At 43.8% G+C, this 17,866-nt stretch carries 11 protein-coding genes and 1 other RNA gene; 5 read left to right on the forward strand and 7 right to left on the reverse strand.

The features are described from left to right. Positions 1-186 precede the first annotated feature (186 nt). From EBI00_RS03410 to ffs, 5 genes are all read right to left on the reverse strand, one after another. Complete coding sequence (locus EBI00_RS03410; protein WP_123094538.1) at positions 187-1,119, reverse strand: diguanylate cyclase; 933 nt, start codon at positions 1,117-1,119, stop codon at positions 187-189. 24 nt (positions 1,120-1,143) lie between these two features. Beyond that, the gene (locus EBI00_RS03415) at positions 1,144-5,937 is read right to left on the reverse strand and encodes a CHASE domain-containing protein (protein ID WP_123094539.1); all 4,794 of its coding nucleotides are present in this window, start codon (positions 5,935-5,937) and stop codon (positions 1,144-1,146) included. Continuing rightward, the gene (locus EBI00_RS03420; protein ID WP_123094540.1) at positions 5,934-7,526 is read right to left on the reverse strand and encodes a GGDEF domain-containing phosphodiesterase; all 1,593 of its coding nucleotides are present in this window, start codon (positions 7,524-7,526) and stop codon (positions 5,934-5,936) included. Before EBI00_RS03420 ends, EBI00_RS03415 begins: the two co-directional genes overlap by 4 nt. 9 nt (positions 7,527-7,535) lie before the next feature. Next, positions 7,536-8,015 carry a response regulator gene (locus tag EBI00_RS03425; protein WP_123094541.1) on the reverse strand — a complete coding sequence of 160 codons (480 nt, stop codon included), beginning with the start codon at positions 8,013-8,015 and terminating at the stop codon, positions 7,536-7,538. A gap of 528 nt (positions 8,016-8,543) precedes the next feature. After that, positions 8,544-8,640: signal recognition particle sRNA small type (gene ffs, locus EBI00_RS03430), an RNA gene on the reverse strand. Positions 8,641-8,864: 224 nt separating this feature from the next. Between ffs and EBI00_RS03435 the strand changes: the two genes are divergently transcribed. The 4 genes from EBI00_RS03435 (at position 8,865) to EBI00_RS03450 (ending at position 12,990) form a co-directional block, all read left to right on the forward strand. Further along, positions 8,865-9,746 carry a 6-carboxytetrahydropterin synthase gene (locus EBI00_RS03435; RefSeq protein WP_123094542.1) on the forward strand — a complete coding sequence of 294 codons (882 nt, stop codon included), beginning with the start codon at positions 8,865-8,867 and terminating at the stop codon, positions 9,744-9,746. Further along, entirely contained in the window at positions 9,743-10,150 is a 408-nt protein-coding gene (gene hisI / locus EBI00_RS03440; protein WP_123094543.1) for a phosphoribosyl-AMP cyclohydrolase, read from the forward strand. The genes EBI00_RS03435 and hisI overlap by 4 nt, the downstream gene beginning before the upstream one ends. A 298-nt stretch (positions 10,151-10,448) precedes the next feature. Beyond that, the gene (locus tag EBI00_RS03445; protein ID WP_123094544.1) at positions 10,449-12,116 is read left to right on the forward strand and encodes a methyl-accepting chemotaxis protein; all 1,668 of its coding nucleotides are present in this window, start codon (positions 10,449-10,451) and stop codon (positions 12,114-12,116) included. 103 nt (positions 12,117-12,219) lie between these two features. After that, the gene (locus EBI00_RS03450; protein ID WP_123094545.1) at positions 12,220-12,990 is read left to right on the forward strand and encodes a class II glutamine amidotransferase; all 771 of its coding nucleotides are present in this window, start codon (positions 12,220-12,222) and stop codon (positions 12,988-12,990) included. On the opposite strand, the gene EBI00_RS03455 is transcribed toward EBI00_RS03450, so the two are convergent. Next, complete coding sequence (locus tag EBI00_RS03455) at positions 12,987-15,293, reverse strand: ATP-dependent helicase (RefSeq protein ID WP_123094546.1); 2,307 nt, start codon at positions 15,291-15,293, stop codon at positions 12,987-12,989. The genes EBI00_RS03450 and EBI00_RS03455 overlap by 4 nt on opposite strands. Positions 15,294-15,341: 48 nt before the next feature. Further along, positions 15,342-16,484, reverse strand: a complete 1,143-nt coding sequence (locus tag EBI00_RS03460) for a succinylglutamate desuccinylase/aspartoacylase family protein (RefSeq protein WP_123094923.1) — start codon at positions 16,482-16,484, stop codon at positions 15,342-15,344. A 156-nt stretch (positions 16,485-16,640) separates the two neighbouring features. Here EBI00_RS03460 and EBI00_RS03465 point away from each other — a divergent pair, with 156 nt between their 5' ends. Then, complete coding sequence (locus EBI00_RS03465) at positions 16,641-17,861, forward strand: ABC transporter substrate-binding protein (RefSeq protein WP_123094547.1); 1,221 nt, start codon at positions 16,641-16,643, stop codon at positions 17,859-17,861. Positions 17,862-17,866 lie beyond the last annotated feature (5 nt).

The raw sequence follows: 17,866 nt of genomic DNA on the forward strand, positions 1-17,866 counted from the left end.
TTCTGCAGACACAAAAAAACCACCGAAAGGTGGCTTGAAAGTATCAAAAAATATGTATTTTCATCATAAAAAGATTTGTCAGGTTTTTGTCACACGATGATTTGAAATATGACTCTTCCTATTTATACGAACCGAAATCAGATGGGATTTCAATACTATTTTTCATCTGACCCTAAATTCTACCTTTCACTCTAGAGGTTCATAGTTAACTTGGTTTCGGCCATTTTGCTTTGATTTATAAAGCGCGCTGTCCGCCGCTTTGACCACAGCCCAATTATCCGAATCATTCGCGTAACTTTCGCCAGGTATTACGGTGCTATATCCTATGGATATTGTCACATTATCGTATTTAGCCTCTGGAGCATGAGTAAGCCCCAGCTGTTCTATCGAATAAAGTAAATCAAAAAGCAATCTATTAGCACCTTCAACATCGGTATTCGGCAGAATAAAAGCAAATTCTTCACCACCATATCGAGCGGCAAGATCTGTTGAGCGTTTTATACCATTTTCTAATGTTAATGCGATGCTTTTAATACATTCGTCACCTTCTATATGACCAAAATGATCATTGAATTTTTTGAATTCATCAATATCAATAATCACGACAGTAAGGGGTTCTTGTTCCCGCCGGCCACGCTTTAACTCTACTATTAATCTTTCATCAAAAGTGCGCCTATTGGCAAGCCCTGTCATACTATCTGTGTGAGCCAGCTTTTCTAGCAACCTGATCGCTAGATGGTAGTCAAGGTGTGTTTGAACACGTGCCGCTACGACTCTAGGCTTAAGTGGTTTAAGAATATAATCAGCTGCCCCTACGTCAAATACCTTTTCCTCAAAACCCATCTCTGTATGACTGGTAATGAACAATACTGGTATATTTTCTGTTTCTGGGGCATTTTTTAGAATAGAACAAATTTCCAAACCACCAATGTCTGGCAATTCAACATCAAGTAAAATCAAATCGGGTTGTTGTTCTTTTATCGAGGCAAACGCTTGTTTAGCATCTGAGGCAAAACGAATGCGACCAATTTTATTTAAGGCTTTATTCAACGCCATTACAACATTATTGTCATCATCAATAATGAGGATATCAGAGAGAATTCTATTCGCTTTTATCATGTCAATTTATTGCCCTAAAAACAGTTAAAGGGAGCTTAGGATGTCTATAGCTTCTTTGTAGTTAAGTTTTTCTAAACTCTGTTGAAGCGCTTGAAAACGCACTTCCCCCAAAACCTCATGAAACGACGCACTGTGCTCATCAAACTCTTCTAATGCGCTTAAATCCTGTGCTTCTAGCAGTGTCAAAATATGTTCCACTGTCTCTGATTGAAGTATAGGAACCTCGCCTTTAGAAGGTACTGAATCAAGCTTTTCTTTCTTCCAAGCGGTTAATATAACTGAACTGGCTTGCTGCAATTCTTGCAAAGCAAAGGAGAGCTCTACTAACACATGTTTTGCAGGATTATGGTCAGAACGTAATAATGTTTCGGCTTGAGCAGCAAGTTGCTGTATTTTGTCCGAACCAACCATGCCGGAAACACTTCTCAGTTTATGCACTTGAGATGCCGCTTCGAGTCGCAAGGATGCAGAATCAGGAGCGTCTATCTCCTCGTCAGGCGCTAAGGCTAAGTTGGCATATTCTTCTAATAATCGGCCAAGCGTATTCAAGAAAAGAGCTTTATCTCCAAGCAACATACTTTTTGCTGTCGCACTATCTAATCCAGTTATGGTAGGCCATGTATCTGATTCATGAGGCATTTCAGGCTCAGTTGAATTAAAAGGCTCTATAATAGCGACTTCTTTACCACGATAAACCTCTACCAACCCACGTAATGTATTAATTAACTTTGAGGGGTTGATGGGTTTTGTCAGGAAATCGTCCATACCAGCCGCTAGCGCACGGTTTTTTTCTTCTGTCAATGCTCCAGCCGTTAGCGCAACAATAGGCAGTGAAGTCAGTCCTAAATCGTTTCTAATTCTTATTGTTGTTTCAAGCCCATCAATACCGGGCATTTGAACATCCATCAATACCGCATCATAGTCATTTAAAGAATCCTCTAATAATACCAAGGCTTCTTCACCGCTGTTTGCAGTTTGCACCTGGGCACCATTGTGCGTTAACACATGGCTGACTACGATGAGGTTCGTATCACTGTCATCCACAACCAACAAACGCATATTAGGTAACCATTTTGCTCCTACCGCATCGGCACGAGTCGATTGCAATACGCGTTTAGAATTACCTGTGGTGAGAGTTACCACATCGTTTACAGCATTAAACAGCGATGATACTTCTACTGGTTTTACTAGAAAACTGTCTACATAATGATCAGGATCGTGCGTTGCAATAATCTCTCTATCATGTGCTGACAGCATAAGAACAGCCGGAATATTTTCTCGTCCAATTTTACTCGCCAACGTTTTCATGGCTTCTAACCCATCCATTATAGGCATTTGCCAGTCAACTATCATGGCATCGGGTGGGCGCAAATTGCTTTCTTGACGAGCAATGTAAACGTCTATTAGCTCAGCTCCATTGCTAACAACTTCAGAGCGCCACCCAAGAGACCGTGTCATTTTCTGAAGTTGCAAAGCATCTACGGGGTCATCTTCGGCTATCAGCACGAAAAGCGTTTGGCTCTGATCTGCTTGTGCCAAAACTTCTTCGTGTGTTGAAACTTGTAGAGGTAAATCTACCCAGAACTGACTGCCTACATTCTCAGTACTTTCCATGCCGACTTTCCCCGACATTAAAGTAGCCAATTGGTGAACGATAGATAACCCGAGACCTGTACCACCAAACCGACGGCTGGTACTAGAATCAGCTTGAGTAAATGGCTTGAACAAACGGAATTGTGCCTCGGGTGAAATACCAATTCCAGTATCGACAACCGTAAAGCGAACATTGGTATGGCTATCAGGCAACACTTGGTCAGTATCTTCTACTTTGACACTGATAGAAATCTTGCCAATTGTGGTAAATTTAAGCGCGTTACTAACTAAATTGGCCAATATTTGGCGTAATTTAGTGCTGTCTGTGATTACCCACGATGGCAGTTTAGAGTCTAAATCAGAATAGAACTGCAAATTTTTTGCTTCGGCCTGTATGGCAAACACACTCGAAACTTCTTCACATAACTCGCGTAATTCGACAGGCTGAGCTTCTAGCTCCATTTCATTCGCTTCTATTTTTGATAGATCCAATACATCGTTAACTATCCCCAACAAAGACTTGCCAGAAATCTGAATCTTCGACACTAATTGGTGTTGTGACTCTGTTAATTTTTCCTCAGCCAACAAATAGCCTAAACCAATAATGGCATTAAGTGGTGTACGAATTTCGTGGCTAGTATTCGCTAAAAAGGCACTTTTAGCCTGTGTGGCGAGTTCTGCATCACGTAACGCGTTTTTAAGTTTCTCTTCCACTTTTAGTCTTTCAGTTATGTCACGCACGGAGGCTGTTACCAAGAGTTGTTCATCTAAATATACCGCACTTAAACTTATCTCTATTGGGAATTCGTCACCATTGCTATGGTACGCAACACATTCTTTAGCACTCCCTTGATCTACTGCTTGATGATTCCTCACCCTATCGATTATGTTTGATTCATTCACTTGTCTAGAATATTCTGGTAATAATTTTTGTATTTCTTTCCCTTCTAATTCCAGTCGATCATAGCCAAACACATTCTCAGCTTGGGCATTAACGACCTGAATTATCCCTAACTCATCAATAACAAAAGTGGCATCGGGGGCCGAGTCCAATAGACCTTTGAACCTCGTCATTTCTTTATCGTATTGCAATTCTCTTTGAGTATTCCAAAGATTTCTTTGACGAATTTTCCCACTCAGCCACATCCAATATTGAACGATGACACCAATCAAACCAATCAAAAGGAGAGCGACAAGTACACTTCCAATGGTGATTACCATGTCTCTATAAACGAAGAATTGGGAAACAACTGAATATATCTTTATTACCCGTTCATTAGACTTCTCACTTAATGAGAAGTCACTTTCGCTCGCAAACACCCTCCCCTGCTGACCATTAAAAGCGGTGAAATCAAAGTGATTCAAACCATAAGAAAGATCGACTGGCTGAAATTCATTCTGCCATCGATTAGAATTACCATACTCGAAAGTGAAATTTTTTGCTGAATTAGGGTGTAGTAAAAAGTCCCCCTCGTTATTGGTAATGTATAACTTTGTTTCGGGTGTCGTGTTATTTGTGACTTTTTTTAGAAAACGATCGGCATTGACATTGATGATGATAATACCTAACGGCCGACCGTCAGCATAAAATACTGGCGTAGAAAAGCGCCAAACAGGTCTCATCGGTTGTTCAATTTTACCAAACTCACGATTCAAATTAATATCCGATTGAAAAACACTTCCACGACCAACGCTAAGTGTTTGGCCAATATAAGGTTCATTTTCTTTAGACTGGAGTAATGCTTCATCAAACTCATCAAGCTCATCGCTATTACGCTGCACTTTGACTCGTTCTCGCCAACCATTAGCTGCTTCAATAAATCGTACTTGATACACATCCGTCTTAGACAACATATAGGCTTTAAAGATGTCTGTTAACCTTTTGTCAGACTGAGACAACAAAACTGGCATTTCATCTAGTCTATTTGCGTCGCCAACCGATGACATTAATTCCGTTATTGGTTGTGAACGAGCAAGAAAAAGAGTATCTCGACGATATTGGCTCGCTTCTTCGTCGAAGGTTGAAATTGCAGACTGTTTTATTGCCGACAAATGGTTTACCACTTCAGCAAAGCGGCTTTGTGTAATGAACCAAACTGATACTAAGAATGTAAGGACAATTAACACCATCCCAAATGGGCAAGATTGCTTAAATTGAGGACTTTTTAAAAAAGCCACAATACTTTTGAGATTCAGTTGATAGATCTCACTACTATGATCAATCGTCGTCGGATTAGAACGTAATAAATTAATCACAAAAAGAGCCAACAAAGTTAGCCCTAACCCCAAAATAATCACCCAACCGACATTTAATGTTTTTATTTGGTTGACAGCTTGCGTTGACGGCATCAGATCCATCTTCCAATGCTGGCCCAGTACAAAAATAGTACGAGACATGGCGTTTTCTATGGAACTGGATGATTGGGTATTATCTGAACGATAAAAAGGTTCGTCTTCTGTTAAGTTGGTCAAGGTTACCGACGCTTGATCAGTTAAGGACTCAAGATGCGCCAGTACCTCATCAATGATTAATGGAGCGTAAGACCAGCCGATAACGGCTGACTCCCGATCCTCTGCGGTGTTTAGAACTGTACCGTCAGAATAGATTGGCAAAAGTACCAATGCGCCTTTCCTCGGCTTTTTATTTGCTTGTACTAGGGTAATGGGTGCCGTTAAGTACGGTTTATCTTCTCTTGCGGCTAATAATGCCGCGGCTCGTCGATTGGCTTCTGATCCAATATCAAGCCCAATGGCTTGTCTGTTTTTTTCTACTGGATAAATATACTGTATGACAAATCGATCAGTGTCGTGTGGCGTTAAAGCTCGAATGGTAAAGTCAGGCGCGCCATCGGCACGGGCATGTGTAAGAAAAGCGTTTTCTTGTTCTACGGGTACGCGTCGAATGAAACCAAAACCAAGTGCTCCAGGAAACTCACTTCCTACGTCTCGTGTGCCGCTATACGTCTCAAATTGTTTTCGGGTAACGCTATCGACGCCTGCGGTAACAATCGCCCCTCTGGCACCACGCAGTCCATATTGAAAGTGCTGAAAATGTTGCTCTATAAGGGTCTCTGTTTTATTCGCTAGGTTGTTTGTGTATAAATTGACCTCGTAGTTATTTTTATAGTCTACAATCCACGCGACCGCTGAAGTAGTAAGGATGCCAACCAACAATGGTAACCAACAGGTGAGAAAACCGATTTTTTTACCCTTTTTTAACGTCATAAATCGTAGCTGCCTCTTACTTCATTGGCCATAACGGGTCTCGAAAAATAATAACCTTGCAGATAGGAAACTCCTAGCTCTTTCAGACGGCGAGCTTGATCTAACGATTCAACTCCTTCCGCTACCGATTTTAGTCCCATACTTTGCGCTAATGTCGTGATTGTCTTTACGAGAATCTCATCGGGTTTTTCAATACTAAGCTGTGCGACAAAGGATTTATCAATTTTTAAGACATCAACAGGCAACTCTTTCAGATAGCTCAAGCAAGAAAAGCCTGTGCCAAAGTCATCAATCGAAATGGATATCCCCATTTCTCGGAGCTGTTCCATATCTCGAATCACTTGCTGTAAGCTGTCAAGCATTAAACTTTCGGTTACTTCAAGCTCCACCATTTTCGGGTTTATGTGATACTCATCAATCGCCTTTAGCAAAAAAGGAACAAAATGCGGATCAAAAAATTGTATAGGAGAGATATTCAGACACATTCGAATGTTTAGCCCATCGTCGCACCACCGTTTTAACTGTTCAAAGGCAAGCTGTATCATTCTCTCGCCCAACGGAATAATTAAACGTGTTTCTTCAGCAAGGGGAATAAATTCGATAGGAGATATCAACGAATCGTCTTGCTCTCTGATGCGCATAAGCGCTTCAACTGCCTTTAAAGACCCTGTATTTGCATCCACAATAGGCTGGTATAAAGCGATCACATTATTCGCGGCAATAGCCGATTTAAGCTGCATATAGAGCCGTCTGCGAGATATAAACTTAGACTCCATATCTTCAGAATAAAAGCAAAAACCTTCTCGCATCACATCTGTTTTTGCCCTATTCAACGCCGCATCCGCATGCAACATTAAGGTTTGACCGTCAGTGGCATCATCGGGATAAACACTTAACCCCATACTCAGTGAGAAATTATTTATTTCAGGGTACAGAGTCGTTAGCTCCATTACATGTTCTCTGATCGCGACGGCCAAATTAGCCAAATCACTAGGTTGCTCTAAACCAGGCACCAGTACCATAAATTCATCTGCGTTATGTCGACTAAGTGTTTCATTTTTTTGTAACTCAGACTTCATTCGTTGAGAAATTTTTTTAAGCAATGCATCACCAAACTCAAAACCAAATTCTTCATTTATCAGCTTAAAGCGATCAATATCAAACAAAATCAAGCCAACTTTTGTGTTCGTTGTTTGGCACAGTGCCATTTCTGAATTCAGACGTTCCATAAATAAAAAACGATTAGGGAGATTTGTTAACTGATCGTATTGCAGGGTATGAGACATTTTAAGTGCCATGGCACGAGACTCATTAATATCATCAAATACAATCACAGAACCAATCACTTCTCCCTCCTCAGATACGAGAGGGGCAGCACTGTCTTCAACGGCTATCCAATGACCATTTTGTTTCATCATTTGGCAGTTAAGCGCCATACCGACCACTCGATTTTCTTTCATGGAGATGCGAACAGGATTTGTGTGTACTGGACCGTCCTCTCCAATTCTTAGTGGCATCACTTCTTCAATAAAGCGCCCCACAGCATCCTTTGACGACATTCCAATCATCAATTCAGCGGTCGGGTTCATATAGGTGATTTAAGCATCTTTATTTGTCGTAATAACGGCGTCACCAATCGAATTAAGCGTCACTTGTGCATGTCGGTAGACTTCCAGTAATTCACGCTTTCTATTGAGTAACATTAAATGCGTATTAACACGCGCAGCGACAATATCAGGTTGTAACGGTTTGGCGATGAAGTCGACAGCACCTTCTCTAAGGCAAAGCAGCTGATCTTCAACAGAGTTGTATGAGGTAATAAAAATGACGGGGATGTGACGAGTAAATTGATTATTTTTTAACTGAGCTAACACCTGGTGGCCGTTAAGATCGGGCATATCTATGTCTAACAAGATGACATCTGGGCGAATCTTAATAGCCTGCTCTAAGGCCGCTAATCCATTCTGCTCAAAAAAAACCTGCCCAATAACTTTAAGCACTGTATGTAAAATAGTAATTTGAGTTGAATCGTCGTCAACCAAAAGGATACGAGGTGATGTGTTACTTCGTGAAAACATATACTCTCCCGTCAACTCTTGATCACAATCGTAATTATTAGCATCCCCACGAAAATATTACTATCCCGACTTTAGTTTTAGCTGAATATAAGTCAGGCAACCTCTAGCAGTAAAGATTTATAGCAACGATAAGCTTGGGAGCTGTGCTCGAGTTGACTTTAGTGATTATGCATTTGGTAATATGTAAGGATACATTCTTACGGTGACTTGCCTTCTTCATAACTGCCCATACTTCAGCGTACTATAACTATAAACCGTAGTTTAAATAAGAATAATGAATGAGGAATGGTCTAGCTTGAAACAAAACTCAAACTCTAAGGTGCTTCAGCACATCATTGTTGGCGCATTTTTTAAGGCTTTAGCAACTGGAGATATTTTGTTCGAGTTGTGCTTACGAAAGTTAGGGTTGTACGTTCACTTATCTTGTAAGTGGTAACTAAATAACAACTTAAAGGTAGACTATGGCATCATACAGTGCAAATTTGACAGCTTATGCTTCAATTAATATAGCGGGAATTTAGGTGGCATCTCTACCAGCCGCACCTCGGCACACAAGTCCACCGCTGTGGCTGCTTCCTTCCGGACCTGACCAGATTAACGGTTTATTGTTGCGAGGGGACCAGCAGAGACACCATAGAGGAGGCTCGTTGACCTTGGTGCGCAATTATACGCAGCCCTATTGAAATATCAACCGGCTTTCTTATGTATTTTCAAATGGTTAAACTCAGTCGCAATTTTTTGCTCTTCAGATTGTTACTGCGCTTTCTTTATTAAGACACGTTATCAATCTATAACGATGCACTTGTTTACGGTAAGATACGCGTCATTAAGAATCATAGGAGTAGCGAGTTGAAGCTATTTGTAAAGAACCTGACCCACGTGGATTTTTCCTATTTTGATGCCAAGCGTGGTTTGTTGGGCGAAAGCTGGCAGACAGACATTGTGCTGACTGGCAAACTAAACGATGAAAGCATGATTTGTGATTTCAGTATCGTGAAAAAACAAATCAAGAAATGGCTGGATGACAATATTGATCACATGTTGGCGATTCCTGCCGAACATGAGGGTTCTATGCTCACGCCGTTGGCCAATGATCGTTTTGCTTTTCTCTTTGATCACAGTAAAGAAACCGCTGACGACAAACGGGTGTTTCAGTGCGATGCGCCAACTCAAGCCATTTGCGTCTTACCCATGACAGAAGTCACACCAGTCGCCGTTGCAAAGTGGGTTGAGTCGCAAATCCTCAATCTGCTGCCCGCGGAGCTAGAGGCGGTTAGCGTGCGTTTTACCCCAGAGCACATCACTGGCGCGCAATACCAATATAGTCATGGCTTGAAAAAACACGCTGGCAATTGTCAGCGTATTGCTCACGGTCATCGCTCTACTGTTGAGATTTACGCCGATGGCGCACGTAACGCCACCATGGAACATGATTGGGCCAAGCGTTGGGAAGATATCTACCTAGGCACCCAAGAAGACTTAGACAAAGAAATCACAGAAAACGACGTGAATTATCACTGTTTCCGTTACACCAGCCAGCAGGGATTGTTTGAGCTAAAAATCGACAGCAATCAAGTTTACATGCTCGATTGTGACACCACGGTGGAGTCGCTTTCAGCCCATATTGCTGATGTATTAGCGGAAGAAAACCCAGGCACGCATATTGAGGCTCATGGCTTCGAAGGCATTGGCAAAGGCGCCATTTCAGAAAAAATACAGGCCAAAAAATGAGCTTAAAAGAGCACGAAAACCTCGCCAAAGGCGAAACACTTTCTTTAGACACGGTATTAGCCAATCTAAAGACTGACGAGCATGGCCTAATCGCGGCTATCGCTCAGCAGCATGACACGGGCGAAGTGCTCATGTTGGCCTACATGAATGAGAAGTCCATTCGAGAAACCTTGGAGACAGGCCAAGTGTGTTATTGGTCTCGTTCTCGCCAAACTTACTGGCGTAAGGGCGAAAGCTCTGGTCACCGTCAGACACTCGTTTCTATGTCGTTTGACTGCGATGGTGATGCTATTTTATTAAAGGTTGATCAAAAAGGTCCCGCCTGTCATACCAATCGACGAGATTGCTTCTTTTTTAAGGTTGACGGTAGTAACGTGATTATTAATTCAGCACCTCAATGCTGACATCTTGATAAGCATTAAAAAAATACGCACCATATTAGAGCGCAAAATAAAACACATCGATCATTTCCTTTATTTTTGCGCTATTTTTGTGCATCATGCTTTCTTGTTCAAAACTAGTGACAAGATCACAAGTGTATCAAGGAGTTGTCCTTGAAAAGATAAAAGCGTTCTCATGACAAAACAGTCATTAGCTGGGTTTTTTATTGGCGACTTAGACGTAATAAAAGAACTTCCAACCTGTTGGCATAAATGCTGCTTTGATGAGGTATCGAAAACCGATTAATTTATTGGATTAAGTATGTTGAACTTGTCAGTACGCACAAAAATACTCTCTCTTATTGCGCTTTTTTCATTGGTTATTGTCGGCATTAGTGTTAGTTCTGCTTTATCAAGCAAATCTGTCTCTTCTGAACTACAAAGTCTCTCTAATCAAAGCTTGGATTTAATCAAAAATCTAGAAAGAAGCAGACAACTATTACTGCAACAATCAGTGGAATTCGAACGTGGTTTTTTCCAAGTTTCCATCGCAAAATCGATTGGGGGCTACGGTACAGAATTAATTGCCGAGTCAGAAGAAAAATTCAAAACCTACACTGATGAACTGTTAATAAGCATTGAAAACGTTAAGGCAACCTTAGCCGTCATGCCAGAGAATGACGGCCTAAATACCCTATTAGAAAAAATCAACACTTTAGAAGAGCAGCAAGCGGCTTTTCTTGAAGCCAGCACAGAAACCTACAGCTGGTGGGTAAAACTCAACACCATGAGAGCCAGTAAACCACGCCGCGCCGCAGACGAAAGCCTAATTGCGGTCAACACCCAAATGGAAGAAATCATAGCCGCCATCGATGAATACAGCACCATCGTCACTCAAAACCAAAACAAAAAGCTCGACCAAACCATCTACACCAGCGCAATTTTGGCGGCGGTGCTGATTATCGGCGGTATTTTAGTCAGTATCATCATTGTAAATGGTATTTGTCGCCCTCTTGTCAAAGCGGTTAAAAGAGCGGAGGGAATCGCAGCGGGTGACCTGGCACAACCTAAAATCAGCAGTACTCGTAAAGATGAAATTGGCTTATTAGAAACCGCCATGGATAAGCTAGTTGCCCAGCTAAGCAGCATTTTACACGACGTAGCCGACTCCAGCACCATGTTAACCAAAGCGGCCAATAGCCTAAACCGCATTACCGACGAATCGTCTGACATGGTGGATCGTCAACAATCTGAAACCAATTTAATTTCGCAAGCAGTACAGGAAATTCAGAGCACGGCTGTGCATGTTTCAGAATCCACTGTCGATGCTAGCCAAGCCGCCCATGATGCAGAAAATGCGGCCAATGAAGGTACCGCAATCGTCGTCGAGACCATTAACAGTATTCAACAACTGGCGACAGATATTGCCTCCTCGGCGGACACCATTAATGAACTGCAAGCCAATACGAAAGAAATCAGCAGCATTCTTAATGTGATCCTAGGCATTGCAGAACAAACCAATTTGCTGGCGTTAAACGCCGCCATTGAAGCCGCACGAGCGGGTGAACAAGGGCGAGGCTTTGCCGTTGTAGCCGACGAAGTACGTCATTTAGCACAAAATACTCAGGACGCCACTCAGCAAATTGAGAAGATGATTGTGCTACTGCAAAATGGCACAGCGTCTGCGGTTAAAGCAATGGCTTCAAGCCACCAGCGCTCTACAGATGCAGTAAACCAAGTTAAGCACGAAGAAGAATCGCTACGAAACATCAACCAATCTGTGTCTAAAATACGCGACATGAACGACCGTATTTCTGCAACAGCGGAAGAGCAAGCCTCTGTAACAGCAGAGGTCAGTCGCAATGTCGCCAACATTACAGAAATCAGTGCACAGACCACTAAGTCAATACACGCCATCAGTGATTCGGCAGAGCAATTGGCCGATTTGGCGACACAGCTGTCTGCTAAAATCAGCTACTTTAAGGTGTAGAATGCTCAAATAAACAAGCGTAAAGTATCCGCTTGAATAAAGATTAAGAGGGAAGTATGTTACTTCCCTCTTTTCGTTTCTCTCTCACTCTTAGGAGACAATCATGTGTCGTTGGATGGCGTATCAAGGCGAGCCAGTCTACCTTGAATCGTTGCTTTTTAAACAAGAGCACTCATTAATTCATCAAAGTTTAAGCGCTCGAAAATCGGAAGTGACGGTCAACGCGGATGGATTTGGATTAGGTTGGTACGATGAACGTGAAGAGCCAGGCCTCTATCATGAAATCTTACCCGCATGGAGTGACAGCAATTTAAAAAGCTTGGCGAAGCACATCAAAAGCGGCTTATTCTTTGCTCACGTGCGCGCCTCAACCGGCACTGAAACCAGTCGGTCAAACTGCCACCCTTTTAGCTATAAAAATTGGCTTTTTATGCACAATGGACAAATAGGTGGTTATGAATCTTTACGCTGGCAACTCGATCGACTCATTCCCGAATACTTGTATAACGCACGTCATGGCGCAACCGATTCTGAACTGATTTTTTTGCTGATGATCGCCAATGGTTTGCAGACTCATCCAGAGCACGCGATCACCACCACACTCAAACAAATCCTAGAAATCATGGACCAAAGACACATTAAAGAGCCCTTGCGTTTTACGTCCGTCTTTTCGGATGGAGAACAAGTCATTGCCGTGCGCTTTTCGAGTGACGAGCAAGCCCCTAGCCTCTACTACAAGGCATTCGAGCACCACATTGTCATTGGCTCAGAACCCCTTGATCATTGCAGTGACAGCTGGACACAAGTGCCCGCGGGTCACATGGCAAGTATAAAACAACGGCAGTTCCAAATACGTCCCATCACTTTAGATTAAGTGCGGGAAGATAATTTGATCAATTGAGTGTGTTTAGGGTTAAACCGCTTTAAACCCACTTCCCCAAAATCCACAAAAATCATTTGTTTATCGTCTCTTTCTTGTCGCACCACGACGCCTTGTCCAAATTGGTCGTGACGAACCTTGTCGCCAGGTTGTAAAAGACTTTTTCCTTCAACACGATGACGAAAGGTCAAGGCGGGTGAAGAGTCGACGGCATTAAGATAACGCTGAAATACGGCGCCCTTGGCGGTATCAATCGGCGCGTCTGCTTTTTGTGTGTACCAAGCATCACAAATGTGACTGACCGCATACGGTTGAGCCTCAAACACAAATCGCGACAACGACAAACTTTTCAGAGCGACGCGAGGAATATCCCCTTGTTTCATGCGTTTATGCTCGTCTGCCGTGGGCGTCTCTAACAATACGAGTTTGTGCTTGGCCCGTGTAATGGCCACATAAAACAAGCGACGCTCAGAAGCCAAATTACTGGCGGCTTGCTTATCAATCGCACTCAAATCTTCCTCATAATAAGGAAAACGCCCTTCTTGCAGCCCTGACAGTAAAACGTGGTCAAACTCTAAACCTTTGGACTTGTGAATCGTCATCAAATGCACGCCATGGCTGTCATCGGTGTGTTTTTCATTCAAACTCGCAAGCTGCTCTAAAATGGATTTAGCGTCACCGCCGACACCCCGCACATAAGCCATGAAGGCATCACAGGTGGCGATTTTCTCTTGGGTCTGAATGTCTTTGCTGCTGGTGCTTTCAAAGTAGCGATAAATACCTAGCTTCTCCAAGGTATGCGCCAACCCCTGAGCAGGATCGGTACGATAAATGCTCAAACTGCGTAACCAATCCGCACGCTCATAGAGCTTTTTGGCGCGCCAACCATCGCTGGCATCCGCAACAGACTCAATAATTTGTGGCAACAAATGCGGTGCTTGCTTGGCTTGCTGAATCAAGGTTTTACGCTGCGCCATGGACCCGCCAAGGCTAGGAATGGTCAGCAGGTATTCAATATCATCCGCATGAAAAAACGCGCTGGGGTTTTCTAATCCACCGGCAATCACCGAAAGATAAGCCATCAGCATACGAATTTGGCGATTTTCCAATAAGGGCGAATCGCCGTGCAGTTGATATGGAACGCCCTTATGCATTAAAGCCAGTTGCACTGGCACCATGTCGCTGTACAAGCGCACTAAAACCGCCGTGTCATTAAGAGCTCGACCTTCTTCGACCCAGGCTTTCAGTTCGCCCAGCAAGGCCTTACCTGTCTTGGGCGCACGAGCAAAGGAAACCCGTGTGCGTGCCCCCGCCCCAATCACTAAGGCATCAGGGTCATTTTCACTGATCACGCTCGATGCCATTAACCCCACTGCATGACCAAAACGGAAACTGGTACTTAATGGATAGGTCACCACATGACCAAAATCCTGATCAAACTGGCTCGCCATGATCTCTGGGCTAGCACCGCGCCATTCATAAATACACTGCTGGACATCCCCCACTATCATCCATTGGCAAGGCGCTGGATAAAGGTGTTTTAGCAACTCATATTGACAAGGGTTAATGTCTTGAAACTCATCGATAAGCAAATAACGAAAATCTGGCACTAAAGCACGCATTCGCACGCGATCGGGCTCGTCTAACGAACCCATTAAGTCGTAGGGATCACTGAGTAAATCGGCAAAAAAACGGATATTATTACGCTTGCGTAGGGTTTCTAATTCGTTATACAGCGCGGGGAAAAACTTACGCTCGTTTGACCAACCCAAGGCTTCAAAGACGATCTGTGCGGGTTGATGCGACGCCTTAACCTGATCAACAAACAACAACGCATCTTCAAGCCAATCTTTCTCATCCAAAATGGCTATTTTCTCGCCACGTCGCGCTAAACGCTGCAACGCCTCGCGCAACATTTTTACTAAGCTGAAATCATCGGTCACCAACTTGGCAGGCGCTAACCAACCCTGCTGCTCCAACCGACGACAAAACTTCATCCCGAACGCGTGAAACGTCATCACACTCGGAGAGCGAAAATGCCCAGCCTGCATAAGTCGTTTACTCAAACGCTCAGAAAATTCCTCTTGCGCGCTCTTGTTGAACATAAACACGCCGATGTGTGACGGATCAACATCTTGAGACAATAAATGCTCGATGCGCGAAATCAAGGTAGTGGTTTTGCCTGCCCCAGCGACGGCGATCACTTTCGCAGGCGTGGTCAGATCGTGATGGACAACAAGCGTTTGCTCATCGGTTAACGAGGTGTTTACCTCTGTATTTGGCGCTACTTGTGTCAAAATAATCGTATCCAGTTTTTCATCATTAACGTACGAGTGTTGAGCGTTTTAATCTTCAAATAAATGTCCAATTTCACGAAAAGCAAGATGCTCCCGACCAGCAATTTTAGCAATGGATTCACCACATACCACTAAGCGACGCTGCACGCGCGCAAAGAAAACGCCGTTAGTGCGTGCAACCAAAGGATAGCTTGAGGTCTCCACCTCATCGTCCATCAGATTAACTACTTCACCGATCACCTCGCCTGCTTCTACTTCCTTGCCAATGGCTTTGTGATAACACACAATGCCAGCGCAAGGCGCTTTGACCAAATCCATAGCGTCCAGCGGATAATAGGCCACCTGACTATCGTCAATCTCGGGCATATCCCCCGCCACCACGCCGCGCAAAATAAGGTAATCAAACAAGGCTTGCGCGTCTTGTTGAGCAAAATCATTGGAAATGTCATTTTCGCCGCGCAATTCTACCGTTAACGAGCGGCTTCCCCAAGGAATCAAATGAGCGTAGTGGGATTTTAGCTCACGCCAGACACTCACATTGGTTTCATCAAACGAGGCGGCTCCCGTTTCCAGCTCAGACAATCCCACTTTTGCTCCTAACAGCGCCAGTAGCGGCTTAAAATGCCCCTCAAATTCTTGCGCCACATAGGCGTGCATATTGGCTTCACCAGAACAATGCAAATCAATCACTTCATCAGCGCCCATCGACAAAGCCAACAAATTTTTCTTCATGCCTAGCAACTCCGTGTGCTCAGGCAAAAGCATCAGTTCTTCATGGATCGCTTTTCGCACCAAGGCGACATTCGTTTCCGGATTGCCCGTGACCTCTTCCTTAATGCGCTTATGCACTTTGGCGCCCAGTTGCGGCCAATTTCGATTAAAATTGCCACCGCCATCGGAAAAGGAAAAACGCCCAGGAATGTAGCCATGAAAATTTTGCCCCAAACCAATTGGATTCGACACAGGCACAATAATGATCTCACCTTGGATGAGTCCTGCTTCATCGGCTTTTTTTAACTTTCTCAGCAAAGCATTCAGCACTAAAAAGCCCGGCCACTCATCGGCATGTAATCCGGCTTGAAAATACATTTTTGGTCGCGCACCAGCCTCACCAAAATGATGCGCTTTTAGGATACGCTGAGTGCCTGGTGTCGCACTTGGCAAAATATGAGAGTAAATTTGATAAGACATAACACCTCGCAAAAGCGGAAAAACATTCGCCCAATTTGAGCCCACATCATGGTACGCTAAAACACTTTTTTAATAAAAGACTGTAATAAACAAGGATAGGTTTGCGTCTAACAGCTCATACAGACTAAAGCCATTTGACAATGTCAGGAGAAAAAAATGAAAAAATCGTTTGTCGCTGTGTCTATCGCGGCTACTCTCGCCTTTGTAAGCTTACCTACGGTAGCAGACACGTTAGATGACAGCGCAACATGGCAAGAAACACTCAACCAAGCCAAAGGCCAGACAGTGTATTTTAATGCATGGGGCGGTGCTGACAACATTAATGACTACATTCAATGGGCCGCTGATCGTATCAAAGACGACTACAATGTCACGTTAAGGCACGTAAAACTGACCGACACCGCCGATGCCGTTAACCGTGTACTAGCCGAAAAAGCCGCGGGCAAAAACACCAATGGTTCAATTGACTTAATCTGGATAAATGGCGAAAACTTCCGCGCCATGAAAGACAACAACCTTTTGTTTGGCCCATTCAGTCAATCGCTTCCCAACTACATGGCTTACGTGGATGAAAACGCTCGCCAAAGCTTGACCCAAGACTTTGGCACCCCTGTCGATGGTATGGAATCCCCATGGGGCATGGCGCAAGTCATCTTCATGCACGACACGGCCACCTTGAGAAATCCGCCAAAGTCCATGACTGAATTGCTGACTTATGCCAATACCAATCCAGGCCGCATTACCTACCCCGAGCCGCCACAGTTCCTTGGCTCAACCTTTTTAAAACAAGCATTGTACGAATTAACCCCACACCGCAAAGCCTTGTCGCAACCAGTAGACACGGTGGATTTCGAAAAAATCACCGCCCCTTTATGGGCCTATCTCGATCAGCTTCATCCAGTAGCGTGGCGCCGCGGTCAAACATTCCCATCCAGTTCAGAAGAAATGATGCGCTTACTAGACGATCGAGAAATTGACGTTGCGCTCAGTTTTGACATTTCTGCTGCATCGGTGCAAATTGATAAGGGCAACCTACCAGACACCGTACGCTCATATGTGTTTCAAGGCGGCACTATTGGCAACACCCACTTTCTAGCCATTCCCTATAACACTGGCGTGTCAGCGGGCGCCCAAGTCGTGGCTAACTTTATGTTGTCACCAGAAGCGCAAATCAAAAAACAAACGCCCACTGTTTGGGGCGATTTAAGCGTTTTATCTTACGCTAAGCTGTCCAATGCGGACCAAGCCAAATTCGACGCGTTACCACGAGGCATCGCCACTTTAAGCATCGAAGAGCTGGGCAAAACCTTACCCGAGCCACACAGTAGCTGGATGGGTGCACTAGAAAAAGCATGGCGCGCACGTTACGCACAGTAAAGATC

Source organism: Marinomonas hwangdonensis (genome assembly GCF_003721245.1).
Taxonomy (GTDB): Bacteria; Pseudomonadota; Gammaproteobacteria; order Pseudomonadales; family Marinomonadaceae; genus Marinomonas; species Marinomonas hwangdonensis.

What these genes read in the sequence shown, in the direction of transcription:
- EBI00_RS03425 (WP_123094541.1), bottom strand. Translation starts at nt 8,015, where the DNA reads ATGTTTTCACGAAGTAACACATCACCTCGTATCCTTTTGGTTGACGAC.
- EBI00_RS03415 (WP_123094539.1), bottom strand. Translation starts at nt 5,937, where the DNA reads ATGACGTTAAAAAAGGGTAAAAAAATCGGTTTTCTCACCTGTTGGTTA.
- EBI00_RS03410 (WP_123094538.1), bottom strand. Translation starts at nt 1,119, where the DNA reads ATGATAAAAGCGAATAGAATTCTCTCTGATATCCTCATTATTGATGAT.
- EBI00_RS03445 (WP_123094544.1), top strand. Translation starts at nt 10,449, where the DNA reads ATGTTGAACTTGTCAGTACGCACAAAAATACTCTCTCTTATTGCGCTT.
- hisI (WP_123094543.1), top strand. Translation starts at nt 9,743, where the DNA reads ATGAGCTTAAAAGAGCACGAAAACCTCGCCAAAGGCGAAACACTTTCT.
- EBI00_RS03465 (WP_123094547.1), top strand. Translation starts at nt 16,641, where the DNA reads ATGAAAAAATCGTTTGTCGCTGTGTCTATCGCGGCTACTCTCGCCTTT.
- EBI00_RS03460 (WP_123094923.1), bottom strand. Translation starts at nt 16,484, where the DNA reads ATGTCTTATCAAATTTACTCTCATATTTTGCCAAGTGCGACACCAGGC.
- EBI00_RS03420 (WP_123094540.1), bottom strand. Translation starts at nt 7,526, where the DNA reads ATGAACCCGACCGCTGAATTGATGATTGGAATGTCGTCAAAGGATGCT.
- EBI00_RS03450 (WP_123094545.1), top strand. Translation starts at nt 12,220, where the DNA reads ATGTGTCGTTGGATGGCGTATCAAGGCGAGCCAGTCTACCTTGAATCG.